12 protein-coding genes are annotated in these 13361 nt (G+C 71.3%); 7 read left to right on the top strand and 5 right to left on the bottom strand.

The genetic code is table 11. From position 1 onward, the window contains the following. Nucleotides 1-3 precede the first annotated feature (3 nt). From F8566_RS10795 to F8566_RS10785, 3 genes are all read left to right on the top strand, one after another. Nucleotides 4-516 (top strand): hypothetical protein, encoded by a 513-nt coding sequence (locus F8566_RS10795; protein WP_151560010.1) that lies wholly within the window; start codon nucleotides 4-6, stop codon nucleotides 514-516. A gap of 167 nt (nucleotides 517-683) precedes the next feature. Next, entirely contained in the window at nucleotides 684-1949 is a 1266-nt protein-coding gene (locus F8566_RS10790; protein WP_151560008.1) for an alginate lyase family protein, read from the top strand. 33 nt (nucleotides 1950-1982) lie between these two features. Then, nucleotides 1983-3593: an RNA polymerase sigma factor gene (locus F8566_RS10785; protein WP_225993042.1), complete on the top strand. Its 1611-nt coding sequence runs from the start codon at nucleotides 1983-1985 to the stop codon at nucleotides 3591-3593. Between the two features lie 140 nt (nucleotides 3594-3733). On the opposite strand, the gene F8566_RS10780 is transcribed toward F8566_RS10785, so the two are convergent. After that, on the bottom strand, nucleotides 3734-4426 hold the full coding sequence (locus tag F8566_RS10780) for a LuxR C-terminal-related transcriptional regulator (protein WP_151560004.1): 693 nt from the start codon (nucleotides 4424-4426) through the stop codon (nucleotides 3734-3736). Then, on the bottom strand, nucleotides 4399-5721 hold the full coding sequence (locus F8566_RS10775; protein WP_151560002.1) for a sensor histidine kinase: 1323 nt from the start codon (nucleotides 5719-5721) through the stop codon (nucleotides 4399-4401). Before F8566_RS10775 ends, F8566_RS10780 begins: the two co-directional genes overlap by 28 nt. A 111-nt stretch (nucleotides 5722-5832) precedes the next feature. On the opposite strand from F8566_RS10775, the gene F8566_RS10770 reads away from it, so the two are divergent. From F8566_RS10770 to F8566_RS10760, 3 genes are all read left to right on the top strand, one after another. Next, nucleotides 5833-6603: an ABC transporter ATP-binding protein gene (locus tag F8566_RS10770; protein WP_151560000.1), complete on the top strand. Its 771-nt coding sequence runs from the start codon at nucleotides 5833-5835 to the stop codon at nucleotides 6601-6603. Between the two features lie 12 nt (nucleotides 6604-6615). After that, complete coding sequence (locus F8566_RS10765; RefSeq protein ID WP_225993041.1) at nucleotides 6616-8541, top strand: FtsX-like permease family protein; 1926 nt, start codon at nucleotides 6616-6618, stop codon at nucleotides 8539-8541. 242 nt (nucleotides 8542-8783) lie between these two features. Continuing rightward, nucleotides 8784-9323 (top strand): EF-hand domain-containing protein, encoded by a 540-nt coding sequence (locus F8566_RS10760; protein WP_192809624.1) that lies wholly within the window; start codon nucleotides 8784-8786, stop codon nucleotides 9321-9323. Nucleotides 9324-9377: 54 nt separating this feature from the next. Here F8566_RS10760 and F8566_RS10755 read toward each other — a convergent pair whose 3' ends face one another. Genes F8566_RS10755 through F8566_RS10745 form a run of 3 tightly spaced genes read right to left on the bottom strand, consistent with a single transcriptional unit; the run spans nucleotide 9378 to nucleotide 12504 of the window. Further along, entirely contained in the window at nucleotides 9378-10988 is a 1611-nt protein-coding gene (locus tag F8566_RS10755; RefSeq protein WP_192809623.1) for an AMP-binding protein, read from the bottom strand. Further along, nucleotides 10985-12229: a cytochrome P450 gene (locus tag F8566_RS10750; protein WP_151559993.1), complete on the bottom strand. Its 1245-nt coding sequence runs from the start codon at nucleotides 12227-12229 to the stop codon at nucleotides 10985-10987. Before F8566_RS10750 ends, F8566_RS10755 begins: the two co-directional genes overlap by 4 nt. Next, nucleotides 12226-12504 (bottom strand): acyl carrier protein, encoded by a 279-nt coding sequence (locus F8566_RS10745; RefSeq protein WP_192809622.1) that lies wholly within the window; start codon nucleotides 12502-12504, stop codon nucleotides 12226-12228. Before F8566_RS10745 ends, F8566_RS10750 begins: the two co-directional genes overlap by 4 nt. A 90-nt stretch (nucleotides 12505-12594) precedes the next feature. On the opposite strand from F8566_RS10745, the gene F8566_RS10740 reads away from it, so the two are divergent. Further along, nucleotides 12595-13323 carry an SDR family oxidoreductase gene (locus F8566_RS10740; protein WP_151559989.1) on the top strand — a complete coding sequence of 243 codons (729 nt, stop codon included), beginning with the start codon at nucleotides 12595-12597 and terminating at the stop codon, nucleotides 13321-13323. The last annotated feature ends 38 nt before the right edge of the window (nucleotides 13324-13361 follow it).

Genomic DNA, 13361 nt, shown 5'->3' with positions numbered 1-13361 from the left:
TCGGTGGGTGACGGGGGCGGCCTTCTGGCGGCTGAGGCGTCGATTGAGGCGTCGACTACTCTCGGGCCGGTGTTCGGCGATGGTGGTGAGGTCGACCTGGAGCAACTGGTGTCGGCCGCGGAGTTCGTTGCGGAGTTCGAGGGCCCTGTATTAGAGGTCGATCCGGGTTTCCTCCTGATCCTGCATTTCTCGCTGCACCGCCCATCGGGACGCTGGGTGGTCGAAGCGATCAAGTTCTGGGCGGCGTACATCAGTGCCGCCGAGGTTCGGGACTTCGCCGAGGCGATTCTGGGCGTCATCGAGGCCGGTGAGGGCGAGCGTGAGGGGTCCTTGGGGCACAATCCGCACAGCGGTGTGAGCCATGCGCAGTTCATCGTCGGCTACGAAGAAGGAGACCTGTTTCTGGACGTGATGCTCGTCGAACCCTCCGGTTGGATGCGGTTCAGTTTCTCCCCGGCCGAGCCCGCGGAGCTGACGGCGGGCGCCCACTTGCTGCTGGCCGCGCTCGACGAGTGATCGCGGTTCGACGGTCTGTTACGTGCCGGTGACGCCGGCAACTGCTGGGGTGGCGCTGACCTGCGCAAGGACGTCGCCTAGCATGTCCAGTCCGAAAAAAGTGTTATCGCCGGACTGCTCCCTCGGTCTCCTAAACGTTCGTATTCCATCCGGCTCAGGAGCCCCATATGTCACAGATCAGTCGCCGTCGCCTGCTCGGGATCGGCGGGGCGCTCGCCGTCGGGGGAGCGGCCGCGCCGCTGCTCGTCCGCGGTTCCGAACGGGCCGGCACGGCTTCAAGGACCGCCGGAACGGCTTCCAAGGCCGCTCCCGCTGCCTCGAAGGCCGCCGGCGCCGGTTTCGTTCACCCTGGGGGGCTCCATGCGTTCGGGGAACTCAACCGCGCGAGAGTCCGGGTGAAAGCCGGGTCGCAGCCATGGCTGTCGGGCTGGGAACGGCTGATCGCCAACCGCCACTCGGCGTCCACCTGGACTGCCCGCCCGCGGGCCACGGTCGTCCGCGGCGGCACGGGCCAGAACTACACGATCCTTTACAACGACATCCACGCCGCCTACCAGAACGCCATTCGGTGGAGGGTGAGCGGTCAGACCGCGCACGCCGACTGCGCCCGCGACATCCTGAACGCGTGGTCGTCCACGTTGACCCAGGTCACCGGGAACGCCGACCGGTTCCTGGCGGCGGGCATCTACGGATGGCAGTTCGCCGCCGCGGGTGAGCTGATGCGCGGCTACCCCGGCTTCAACCTCGACGCCTTCCGCGACATGATGGTCAACGTCTTCTACCCGCTCAACAACCAGTTCCTGACCGAGCACAACGGCGCCTGCATCACCAACTACTGGGCCAACTGGGACCTGTGCAACATGGCGTCGGTCATGGCCATCGGGATCCTCTGCGACGACACCGCCAAGTACGAGCAGGCGATCGACTACTTCAAGAACGGCAAGGGCAACGGCGCGATCGCCAACGCCATCCCGTTCGTGTACAAGGACCAGGGCCTCGCGCAATGGCAGGAGTCAGGCCGGGACCAGGGGCACACCGTCATGGGCATGGGGCAGATGGGCGCGATCTGCGAAATGGCCTGGAGCCAAGGCGACGACCTGTACGGGTACGACGACAACCGCTTCATGAAGGCCGCCCAGTACGTGGCCAAGTACAACCTTGGCTATGACGTACCGTTCACCACCTACACGTGGGGGACTGGTCAGAAGTGCGCCTTCCGGCAGCAGACCGTGATCTCTGATTACGGACGTGGCCAGACGCGCCCGGTATGGGACATGATCCACTACCACTACGCACGGCGTCGCCGCCTGTCCGTGCCCTACATCTCGGCCATCGCCGAGAAGGGGCGGCCCGAGGGGGGCGGTGGTGACTACGGACCCAACAGCGGAGGCTTCGACCAGCTGGGCTTCGGGACACTGCTCTACGCGAAGTGAGCCATGCTTCCCGATCCTGATGTGGGCCGAGCATTGATCGATCAGCGAACGGTCGAGGCGGCCCGGGCCGGCGACAGGCAGGCGCTCGACGAACTCGTCGTGCGCAGCCTCCCGCTGGTCTACAACATCGTCGGCCGGGCGCTGAACGGCCACGGGGACACCGACGACGTCGTCCAGGAAACGATGATCCGCGTCATCGGCAACCTGGGCGGGCTCCGGGATCCGGCCCGCTACCGGCCGTGGCTGGTCGCCATCGCGGTGCGGCAGGTCCGCGACCGGGTGCACCGCCGGCGGCACAATGGCGAGGAGCTCGCCGTGGAGCCGGCCGGACCGGATTTCGCCGAGCTGACCATCCTGCGGCTCCAGCTGGAGGGGGAGCGGCGCGAGGTCGCCGAGTCGGTCCGCTGGCTCGACGACGCCGACCGGCAGGTGTTCTCGCTGTGGTGCCTGGAGCTGGCGGGCGAGCTGACCCGCCCGGAGCTCGCCTCCGCGCTGGGGTTGACGCGGCAGCATGTGGCTGTACGCGTTCAGCGGATGAAGTCTCGGCTGGAGACCGCGCGCGGCATCGTCCGGGCGCTGGAAGGCGGTTGCCGCGAGCTGGCGGAGATCACCGGCAGCTGGGACGGGCACCCGGACTCGCTGTGGCGCAAACGCCTGGCCCGGCACGTCCGCTCCTGTCCGACCTGCGGCACCCAGCGGGCGACGCTCCCGGCCGAGCGGCTGCTGGCCGGGCTCGCTCTGGTACCGCTCCCGGTCGGCTTCGCTCTCGGCACGCTCGTCAAGGCCCCTGCCGCTGCCGCTCCAGCCGGGCTCATGGCTCAGGCGACGGCCATGCTGGCCAAGCCGATGGCGGCGGTGACACTGGCAGGCGGGGTGGCCGTGGCGGGGGGCAGCGCGTACGTGTTTGAAGAACTGGCGAACCCGCCGCCGCCCCCGGCCGCCCTCCCTCTCGGCCCCACGCTTCCCGCACCGGAAAGCGCCGAGCCACGCGCGGCGCTGACCCCGCCGGCGCCCAGCCCCCGCCGGATCTCGCTGTACGGCAGCGTGGTCGACACGGTCGACCGGGCACCCGACCCCCGCCGCCGACCGGGCCCGCTGCCACGCCGCCGCGAAACAGGGATGACACTGTCCACGGGGGACAAGGCCGACCTGAAGCACCGTGGGGAGAACGTCACGTTCCGTGGCCGCGGCTACCTGTTGGTCCGCTGGCAGGTGATGAACGGTGGCCAGGTCGTCATGCCGACCTGGACCGCCCTGACCGGGAAGCTCTTCCACGTCGCATCCGGAGGCGGCCGGCGGCTCGACGACCGGCAACCCGGCACGTCCCGGACCTGGATGGGCCTGAGAACCGGCACCGCGAGGCTGCCGCCCGGCGCCCAGCAGATGTGGCAGAACGAGTACTACCACCTCAGCGGATCCGTCACCCTCAACCAGAACGAGAGCAGCGAAACCGACTACAACATCTTCACCAAGCCGGTAACCCACACCGAGATCGTCGCCGACATCGGCACCCCTCCCGACGGCGCAGGGATCATCCGCTACGGCCTGGTCCGCGACACCGGCGGCGACTCCACCCCCGTACCGCAATACCTGACCCGCACCCGCAATCCAGCCCAAGTACCCCAACAGTCCCGCGTCCGCTGACACCCCGCCGCCACGGGGGCCACGGTCGTGTAGCCAGCCGCACCCGTACCGGCCCGAGCTGCAGCGATGATCGTTCGGCACCGGTGCCGGCACCGGTGCCGGCCCAGGAGACGGCACAAATCGGGGAACACCGCTGCGGGTCAGCCCTGCCCACCCGGCCCGGGGCCGGTCGCGGCCCCGCGGAGGTAGGCCAGGACGGCCAGCACCCGGCGGTGCCCGTCCTCGGTCGGCGGCAGATGGAGTTTCGCCAGGATGTTTCCGATGTGCTTCTCCACGGTCGCGTCCGACACGACCAGCTCCCTGGCGATGGCCCCGTTGGACCTCCCCTCGGCGATCAGCGCCAGCACCTCCCGCTCGCGCGGGGACAGCTCGGCGAGGGGGTCCCGCCGGCGGTTGAAGAGCTGCCGGACGACCTTGGGGTCCACGACGGTGCGGCCGTCCACGACCTGGCGCAGCGCGGCGACGAAGTCCTCGACGTCCACCACGCGGTCCTTGAGCAGGTAGCCGACGCGCCGGCCGTCGCCGGAGTCCAGCAGGTCGGCGGCGTAGCTCAACTCCACGTACTGGCTGAGCGCGACGACGGCCAGGTCCGGGCGCTCGCGGCGCAGCTCGACCGCCGCGCGCAGGCCCTCATCGGAGTGGCCGGGCGGCATGCGGATGTCGGTGACCACCAGGTCGGGGCAGTGCTCGGCGACGGCGTCCTTGAGCGCCTCGGCGTCGCCGACGGCGGCGGCGACCTCGAACCCGAACCGGCCCAGCAGCCCGGCCAGGCCCTCGCGGAGCAGCACGCCGTCCTCGGCGAGGACTACGCGGACGGGTCGGTCGTGCTGCACGGTATCTCCAACCGCAGAAGGGTCGGCCCGCCCCGCGGGCTGGACAGGAACATTCTGCCGTCGATCACCGCGGCCCGGTCCGCGAGCCCGGTCAGCCCGCCGCCGTCCCGGACCTCGGCGCCACCCCGGCCGTCGTCCTCGACCTCGACTGTCAGCAGACCGCCGCGGTGCCGCGCCGCCACGCGAACCCGTCTCGCGCCGCTGTGCTTGGCGGCGTTGTTCAGCGCTTCGACGGCGGCGAAGTACGCGGTCGCCTCCGCCTGCGCGGGGAACCGGCCGGGCAGGTCGGCGTCCACGGTCACGGGCAGCGCCGCCTGGTCGCCCAGCTCGCCGAGCGCCGCGGCGAGGCCCCGGTCGGTCAGCACGCGCGGGTGGATGCCGCGGATCAGCTCGCGCAGCTCGTCCATAAGCCCCTTGGCCTGCGCGTGCGCCGTCGCCAGGCTCTCAGCGGCCGGGGAGCCGGGCGCCACGTCCAGCCGCGCCATGCCGATCTGCAGGGTCAGGCTGATCAGACGCTGCTGCGCGCCGTCGTGCAGGTCGCGCTCGATGCGGCGGCGTTCGGCCTCGAACGCGTCCACGAGCCGGGCGCGGGAACGCGACACCTCGACCAGTTCGGCGCGCAGCCGCTCGCCGGACGGGCCCTGCAGGAGCACACGGGCGAGCGCTGCCTGGCCCCCCGCCAGCACCGCCGCCAGATAGGGCAGAGCAGGCAGCAGAGCAAGGCTCACCAGCGCATACGGCAGCGCCTCGCCGACGGAACCGACGCTGGTAGGACCGAGCGCCACCGGACCGCTGCCCTGCACCAGCAGCGGACTCACCAGCGACGCCGCGATCCACAGAAGGACGAGCCCCAGCACGACGGCCACCACAGGCATGACGGTGACCAGAACGCACGCGTACGCGAACTCCCGCCAGGTCGCGGATTCGGTGTAGCGGGTCCGCAGCCGGCGCGGCGCGTCGGCCTCGCCGAGCGCACGGTGACCGGACCGGACCGGTCGCGCGTCCACCAGCCGCAGCCGCCACCGTTCCAGCTCGGCCAGCGGGATCGCCACCGGCGGACCGGCCAGGGCCACCACGGCGACGCCGACCGCGACGAGGAACACCGACCGCGTCAACGGACCCTGCGCGACGGCGACGCCCAGCTGCCAGCCCGCGAGGACGAGCGGCGTCGCGGCTGCGAACGCGACGCACGCGCCGCTGACCAGGTAGGCGACCGACCGCCACGGCCACGCGCCGAGCAGGAAGCGGCGTTGCCCGACCGCCTCCAGCGCGGTGCGCGGACCCTTGATCGACACAGTCGTACGCTAATCGACCGCCGTCGCGGACCCTGGGTAGGGGCAGCCCTACCTCGAAGTTGGTGGACGGCCTTGATCCGTCCGGGGCGTCACGGCGGGTGTGATCGGTGCATGCATACGCATACCTCCCCGGCTGCCGCGACGGCCGCGACCCCGACCGGCAACATGGTGGAACTGTTCGGGGCGACCAGGACATACGGGACGGGAGCCGCGCGGATCCACGCCCTGCGCGACGTCGCCATCGGCTTCCCGGCCGGGACCTGGACCGCCGTGATGGGCCCGTCGGGCTCGGGGAAGTCCACACTGCTGCACTGCGCGGCGGGCCTGGACCGGGTGACGTCCGGCCAGGTGATCCTGGCCGGTGAGGACATCACCCGCGCCCCGGAGGTCACGCTCACCAGGCTCCGGCGCGGCACGGTCGGCTTCGTCTTCCAGAACTTCAACCTCGTGGCGTCCCTGACAGCCGAGCAGAACGTCGCGCTCCCGCTCAAGCTCGCGCGCCGGCGCCCGTCGCGCAAGGACGTGCGGGCCGCGCTGGCGCAGGTGGGACTGGAGGATCGCCTGCGGCACCGTCCCCGGGAGATGTCCGGCGGCCAGCAGCAGCGCGTGGCGATCGCGCGGGCGATGGCGGCGCGGCCCGCCGTGCTGTTCGCCGACGAGCCGACCGGCGCGCTGGACTCGGGATCGGCGCGGACGGTGCTCGGCCTCATGCGCGACATGGTCGAGTCGTCGGGGCAATGCGTCGTGATGGTCACCCACGATCCCGTGGTGGCGGCCGCCGCGGACGCGGTGGTGTTCCTGCGTGACGGGCGGATCGTGGACCGACTGGTCCGGCCGTCGGCGCCGCAGGTCGCCGACCGGCTCGCGCGATTGGAGGGCTGAACCGTGCCGGGGTTGTCGCTGAGCACCCTGCGGGACCGCTGGCGGCTCTTCACCGGGGCCATCCTGACGGTGGCGTTGGGCGTGGCGCTGGTGCAGTCGTCGCTGGTGGTGCTGATGTCCACCGGCGAGCCGGAGATCCCGGCGGGCGCGTCAGGCCGCGAGGCCGAGCACATCCGCGAGGGCTACGTCGGGGCGGCGACCCTGCTGGGGATGGTCGTCCCGCTGGCGTTGTTCCTCGCCGTGTTCATCGTGGGCTCCACGTTCGCGTTCACGGTGGCACAGCGGCGACGCGAGCTGGCGCTGTTGCGGATGCTCGGCGGGAGCCGCCCGCAGCTCGTGGGTCTGCTCCTCGCCGAGGCGGTCCTGCTCGGCCTGGTGGGGTCTGCGTTCGGTGCCGTGCTGGCCGCCCCGGCGACCTGGGCGCAGTCGTCGTTGCTGGTGCGCCTCGGCTTCCTCCCGGACGGGTTCACGGCCGTATGGTCGTTCGCCGTGCTGCCCTGGTCGTTCGGCTTCGGGGTCGCCGTCGCCGTGGCGGGAGTGCTCACGGCCGCATGGCGGGCGGCCCGGACGCACCCCCTCGACGCGCTGCGGGACGCGCCGTCCGCCGCGCGGGTCATGACGGTCGGCCGCTGGCTGGTCGGCCTGTCCGCCCTGGCCTGCGCCGCACCGCTCGTCGCCGCGGGGCAGTCGGCGGATCTGCTGGGCGCGCTGCTCATCGCGATGGCGGTGTCGATCCTCGGCGCGGTCGGACTGAGCCGGCTGAGCCCCCTCGTCGTGCCGCTCACAGGCCGGCTGGTCGGCCTCGTGCTGCGGACGAGCCCGCTCGGCGAACTGGCGCAGGCCAACCTGCGCGACGGCGTCCGGCGCAGCGCCTCCACCGCCGCGCCCCTGATCGTGCTGGTGGCGCTGCTCGTCGGCCTCACCGGCGCGCTGGGGTCGCTGGCCCGGGCCACCGGCGAGGACCTGAAGCGGAACACCGCTGCCGATCTCGTGGTGGAATCCTCCGGGGCGGACGCGGCCCGGATCGCCGCGCTCCCAGGCGTGGCCGTGGCCTCACCGCAGACCCCGCTGGAGGTCTCGGTGACGGCGCAGCACCGTGAGGAGGGGCGTTCGTGGCGCCGGACGCACCACTCCGGGATCGTCGCCGTCGATCCCGCCGCCTACGGGCGCACCCACCGCCCGAAACCGCGCCGGGGCTCACTGGCCGACCTGCGCGGCCGGACGATCGCCGTCGGTCCCGGGCTCGCCGGGGAAGGCCTCCGCGTCGGGTCGGCCGTCACCGCCCGGATCGGCGACCGGCGGGTCAAGCTGCGGATCGTCGCGCTCATGCGTGAGACGCTGGAGAACAACAGCGAGACCTTCCTGGTGCCGCGCGACCTGATCCCCCCGGCGCTGACGGCGGACACCCGGACCGAAACGCTCGTCCAGGTGGCACCGGGCACCGACCCGCGGGCGGTGGCCGACCGCGTCCGGGCGGCCGGGATAGGCGAGGTCCGGACGCTCGCGGCGTGGGCCCGGGGGCGTGTGGACGCCCAGCAGCGCGGCAACGTGGGGATCTTGGCCGTCCTGATGGGGATGTCCGGGCTCTACGCGGCGGTGGCGGTGGTGAACGCCATCGTGATCGCGGGCGCGGAGCGGCGCGCGGAGTTCGCCGTCGCGCGGGTGACGGGGCTGACCCGCTCGCAGGTGGTGCGGACGGCCCTGGTCGAGTCGGCGGCGGTGGCCTTCATCGGGCTGGCTCTCGGCGGCCTTGTCGCGGCGGCCGCGCTGGCGGGTTTCCGTGACGGTCCCGGCGGCGTGCGAATCCTCGCCGTCCCCTGGGGGCTGATCGGCTGGCTGGTCGTGAGCACGTTCGTGATCACCACGGTCGCCAACCTGCTCACCACGCTCGCCGCGACCCGCCCGGTCCCGGTGTCCCTCGTCGCCGCACGTGAGTGAGACGTCCCAGACCGCGCTGCCGCGCCTCGTCCCTCATGTTGGGTGCGCGATGGTCGATGGATGGTTCTTCAAGGTGGCGGTGCCGTTGCTGGCGGCCTTCATCCTTGGCGTGGCTTGGCTTGGCTTGGCGCGGCGACTGGGGAGGGGCCTGATTCTTTGCGTCTCTGCGATGTCACTCCACGGTGAGCACTCTAGGTGAGATGCTGATTGCTCTGCGTGTCCACCCATGTCCGAGGAGGGCCATGGCCACCAATCTGCTGAGCCGTAAGATCGGTCGGCACTTTGACCTGATCGATGTCAACGGCGACGGGAAGATCGATCAGAGCGACTTCGCTCTGATCGTCTCGCTGATGAGGAAAGAGTTCCCCGAACCGTCGGCGGAGCCCAAACTGGAGGCCCTGGACAACGCGTACCAAGGGCTCTGGGAGCAGATGCGGAGCGACATGGACGTCGACTCCGACGGCGCGGTGTCGCGAGAGGAGTACGTCAAGCACCTCCAGTCCGACCGCAAGTCGGACTACCGCGCGGCCATCGGGCCGGTGGCCAAGGCGATCATCGACCTGGCCGACGTCGATGGTGACGGGATGCTGGACGACCAAGAACTGTCCAAGGTGCATCGCGCGCTGAACATGGGCGCGAAGGACCACCAGGCGGCGATGGCCAAGCTCGACCTCGACGGCGACGGCAAGATCAGCGAATCGGAGCTGGTGCAGGCGATCGAGGAGTTCTTCTCCAGCGAGGACCCGGAAGCCGGCGGCAACTTCCTGTTCGGCGAGTTCTGAGCATCCAGGGCGAGCACGCGCCCTCCCGGGTCGACCGGGAGGGCGCGTACTGTTTCAGCCTCGCTGTGCGATGCGTCTGCGCGTCAGGTCCCGCTGCCACTTGCCGCTGGTGGTGCGTGGCAGCCAGCCGGGACGGACGGTGTGGACGTCGATCGCGGACAGTCCGAGGTGGTCGGCGACCGACACTCTGATCCGGGCCGTCAGGGTGGCCGGGTCGGTGCGTGGCGCGATCTCGGCGACGACGGTCAGCCGCTCGGCATCGGCGTCGGCGAACGCGACGCACCGTTCGAGGTGGACACCGGGCTGGCGGCGGGCGATGTCCTCAATGTCCTCGGGGAAGTGGTTCTGTCCCCGCACGATGATCATTTCTTTGCGGCGGCCGGTGACGAAGAGGTCGTCGCCGAGGCGGAACCCCAGGTCGCCGGTGCGCAGCCAGGGTCCGTCGAATGCCTGGGCCGTGGCGGACGGGTCGTCCAGGTAGCCGGGGGTCACCGCGGGCCCGCTGATCTCGATCTCGCCGAGGCGTCCCGGCGAGACCTCGATGCCGTCCATCAGTCGCATCCGGAGGCCGTGCACGGGACGTCCGACGGAGACCAGTGTCTTGGCCCTCGGGTGGTCGGAGGCGACCTGGACGGCGCGCCGTTCGTCGGCCAGCAGGGACCGGTCCACATGAACGATCTTGGGGGCGGTGCCGGGTTCGGGAAAGGCGATGGCGAGCGTGGCCTCGGCCATCCCGTACACCGGATACATCACCGAGGCGGGCACACCTGCAGTGGCGATGCGCTCGGTGAAGCCGGTGACGGTCTTCGCCCGTACCGGCTCGGCGCCGTTGTAGGCCAGCCGCCATCGGGACAGATCGAGGTCAGGCGGCAGGTCGGCGGTCGCCAGGCGCCGGTAGGAGAAGTCGGGGCCGGTCAGCATGGTCCCGCCGGCCTCTGACATCAGCCGCAGGACGGCGGCGGGCCGGCGGACGAAGGCCAGCGGCGAGAGCAGCTGGGCGGTGCCACCGGCGAGCAGCACGGCCAGCGGGCCGAACAGGCCCATGTCGTGGAAGTGCGGCACCCACGACACGATGGTGTCCCGTCGCGTGATGGCGCTGGACCAGACGATCGCCCGCAGCCCGTTCATCACCGTGGAGTGCGGCAGCTTGACGCCCTTGGGCCTGCTGGTGCTGCCCGAGGTGAACTGCACCACCGCCAGGGCGTCGGGGGCCACGGCGGGCAGCGCCCCGCTGCCCGGTGCGTCCAGATCGGTGCCCAGGATGGCCAGCCCGGGGCGGCGCGCCGTCAACTCGGCCGCGAGCTCCACCGCGTCGGGGTGGGTGACCAGGTGCCGTATCCCCGCCACCTGGATGGACGGGGCGAGCCGTTCGGCCACCACGCCGGGGGCTCCGGCGGGCATGGGGAACATGCTCGCCGCTGCTCCCGCGCGCACGGTGCCCAGCAGGGCGATCAGGGCGTGCGGGCCGGTCGGGGCAAGGATGCCAACGATGTCGCCGGGGCCCGCACCGTGCGCCAGCAGCCCATGGGCGAAGCGTGCGGACGCCGCGTCGAGGTCGGCGGCGGTCAAGCTGTGGCCGGTGCTCGGGAACGTCACTGAGACGCCGGGGTCCAGGAGCCGCACGGCCTCGGCCAGCGTCGCCGCGTCCAGGGCGGCCGCGCTCACCGGTGCACCTGGTGGAACACGACCGTGAGGGGGCTCTCGGGCTCGACGGTCGCGCCGTTGCGGCAGACGTCGCCGATGTACGGGCCGGGCGGGGCACTCAGCCGGAGCTCCTGCAGCAGCCTGACAGTGATCAGTTTGGTCCCCAGGGTGCCGAGATGGATGCCGGCGCAGACGCGCCGTCCCGCGCTGAAAGGTGTCCACGCAAGCCGGTCGTGCGCGCCGTCGCGGAACCGTCGTGGCCGGAACTCGTGCGGCTCGTGGAAGAGGTCGGGATCGCGCTGGGTTTCGCCGATCGCGTAGAACACTTCGCTCCCGGCGGGCAACCGCGTCCCATTGAACGCAAGGTCGGTGAGTGCCCGGCGGGGCAGGTACTTGAGCGGAGGGTGCAGGCGGGCGGCTTCGGCGAAGGCCGCGTCCAGGAGCGGAGCGGACTTGTCCAGGAGCGAAGCGGCCGCGTCCAGGAGCGGAGCGGACTCGTCCAGGAGCGGGGCGGACTCTCGCCGCTCTGCCGGCAGTGCCATCCGGTCACCGCTCTCGCGGCGTATCGCGTCCTGTTCGGCGGGGTGGCGGGCCAGCAGCCACAACAGCCTGGCGGTGAGGTAGCCGGTGGTCTCGTACCCGGCGAGGATCAGAATGGCGATGTTCCCGGCGATCGCTTCGTCCGGCGGCGGATGGGGCAGTGCCCGCAGGCGGCGAACGGGCCCGTCGACATCGGCGAGCCGTTCGACGGCGGTCAACAGCAGCGCGCGCATGCGGCGGCGCGCCCGCGCGATGCGGCGTACGTCCCGGTCGCCGTCCGTCGTCCCGAGTTCGACGTCTCGGATGCGGAGCACGTTGTAGAGCTCGAACATCTCGTGGGCCTCGGAGGGCGACAGGCCGGCGAACGCGCCCGCCGCGATCTCGAAGACCAGCGGCGTGGTGAAGGAGTGCAGGTCGAACGGCGTACCGAGGGGCAGCGTCGGCATGACCCGGTCGAGGGTGTCGTTGATACGCCGCTCGTGCGCGGATGCGGCGGCCCGTCCCAGCAACGGCAGCAGGGCCTTGCGGCAGGCACGGTGCTGGACGCCGTCGAGATTCAGGACGCCCCGGCCGAAACGATCGCCGAAGATCACATCCCAGCCGTCGGCATGCGAGAGTTCCTCGTCCTTGGCGTGGAAGAAGCGTTCGGCCAGCGCCGTGCCGCGCAGGTACACCCTGCGCTCTTCCCGGGCACCGGGCGGGAAGCCGTCGCCGGCGTTCATTCGCGCACCGCCGGCTCTGCGACCACGATCTGGTCGACCAGATCGTTGATCGTCATCGGGGTCATGAAGATGCGCGGATCGACCTCGTCCTCCACCTCGAAGGCCTCCTCCAGCGCGATCAGGAGCTCCACCCGGTCGACCGAATCGATCCCCAGTTCGGCGATGAGATGCTCGTCACCGCTGAGCGAGGTCCCCGCGAGCGCGGGCCGCATCTCCCGCACCGCCGTGACCAGTACCGCGTGCACCTCGTCCCGGCTCAACCGCCGATCCCCCAAGGTGTCCCTCCATGCCCGGACCGGACAGATGATCACGTAGATTACCGTTTGTAGTTTAACAGTCACCATAAGCGATCGCAGGGGAGTGCCATGGGAGCACTGAACGGCAGGAAGGCCCTGGTGACAGGGGGCTCCCGGGGTATCGGCCGGGCGATCGTGGAGCGGCTCACCGGCGACGGCGCGGACGTCGTCTTCGGCTACCGCCAGGACAAGGAGGCGGCCGACGAGGTCGCGGCGGCCACGGGAGCACACGCGCTGCGGGCCGACGTCGCCGTGGCCGCGGAGGTCGGCGACCTTTTCCGGGAGGCCGAGAGCCTGCTCGGCCCGCTCGACGTGCTGGTCAACAACGCCGCCGTCTGGCTGCCGCGTGGGCGTCTGAGCGAGGCGAGCGAGGACGACTTCGACACCATGATGGCGGTCAACGCCAAGGGCACCTTCCTGGCATTGCAGCACGCGGCCGAACGGCTACAGGACGGCGGGCGCGTGGTGAACCTGTCATCGGTGTCGGTCCGCCGCCCGACGCCGGGCAACGCGGTGTACGCCGCGTCCAAAGCCGCCGTCGAGCAGTTCACCGCCGTGGCGGCACTGGAGCTCGGTGCCCGAGGCATCACGGTGAACTGTGTCGCCCCCGGCGCGACCGACACGGCGATGCTGCGGGAGTCGCTTCCCCCTCGGCTCCTGGCACGCGCCGCGCGCAACACCATCCTCGGACGTCTCGGCACCGGCGAGGACATCGCCGGCGTCGTCGCCTTCCTGGCCGGGCCCGACTCCGGCTGGATCACCGGCCAAACCATCAGCGCCACCGGCGGACTGCTCTAGCCATGCTCACTCACTCACCACGGGGCAGGCCGCAGCCA

Origin of the sequence: Actinomadura rudentiformis, from assembly GCF_008923185.1 — a bacterium.
In the GTDB taxonomy this organism is placed as follows: domain Bacteria; phylum Actinomycetota; class Actinomycetes; order Streptosporangiales; family Streptosporangiaceae; genus Spirillospora; species Spirillospora rudentiformis.
This window is presented reverse-complemented; position numbering and strand designations above follow the sequence as displayed.

What these genes read in the sequence shown, in the direction of transcription:
- F8566_RS10790 (WP_151560008.1), top strand. Translation starts at nt 684, where the DNA reads ATGTCACAGATCAGTCGCCGTCGCCTGCTCGGGATCGGCGGGGCGCTC.
- F8566_RS10770 (WP_151560000.1), top strand. Translation starts at nt 5,833, where the DNA reads ATGCATACGCATACCTCCCCGGCTGCCGCGACGGCCGCGACCCCGACC.
- F8566_RS10760 (WP_192809624.1), top strand. Translation starts at nt 8,784, where the DNA reads ATGGCCACCAATCTGCTGAGCCGTAAGATCGGTCGGCACTTTGACCTG.
- F8566_RS10750 (WP_151559993.1), bottom strand. Translation starts at nt 12,229, where the DNA reads ATGAACGCCGGCGACGGCTTCCCGCCCGGTGCCCGGGAAGAGCGCAGG.
- F8566_RS10740 (WP_151559989.1), top strand. Translation starts at nt 12,595, where the DNA reads ATGGGAGCACTGAACGGCAGGAAGGCCCTGGTGACAGGGGGCTCCCGG.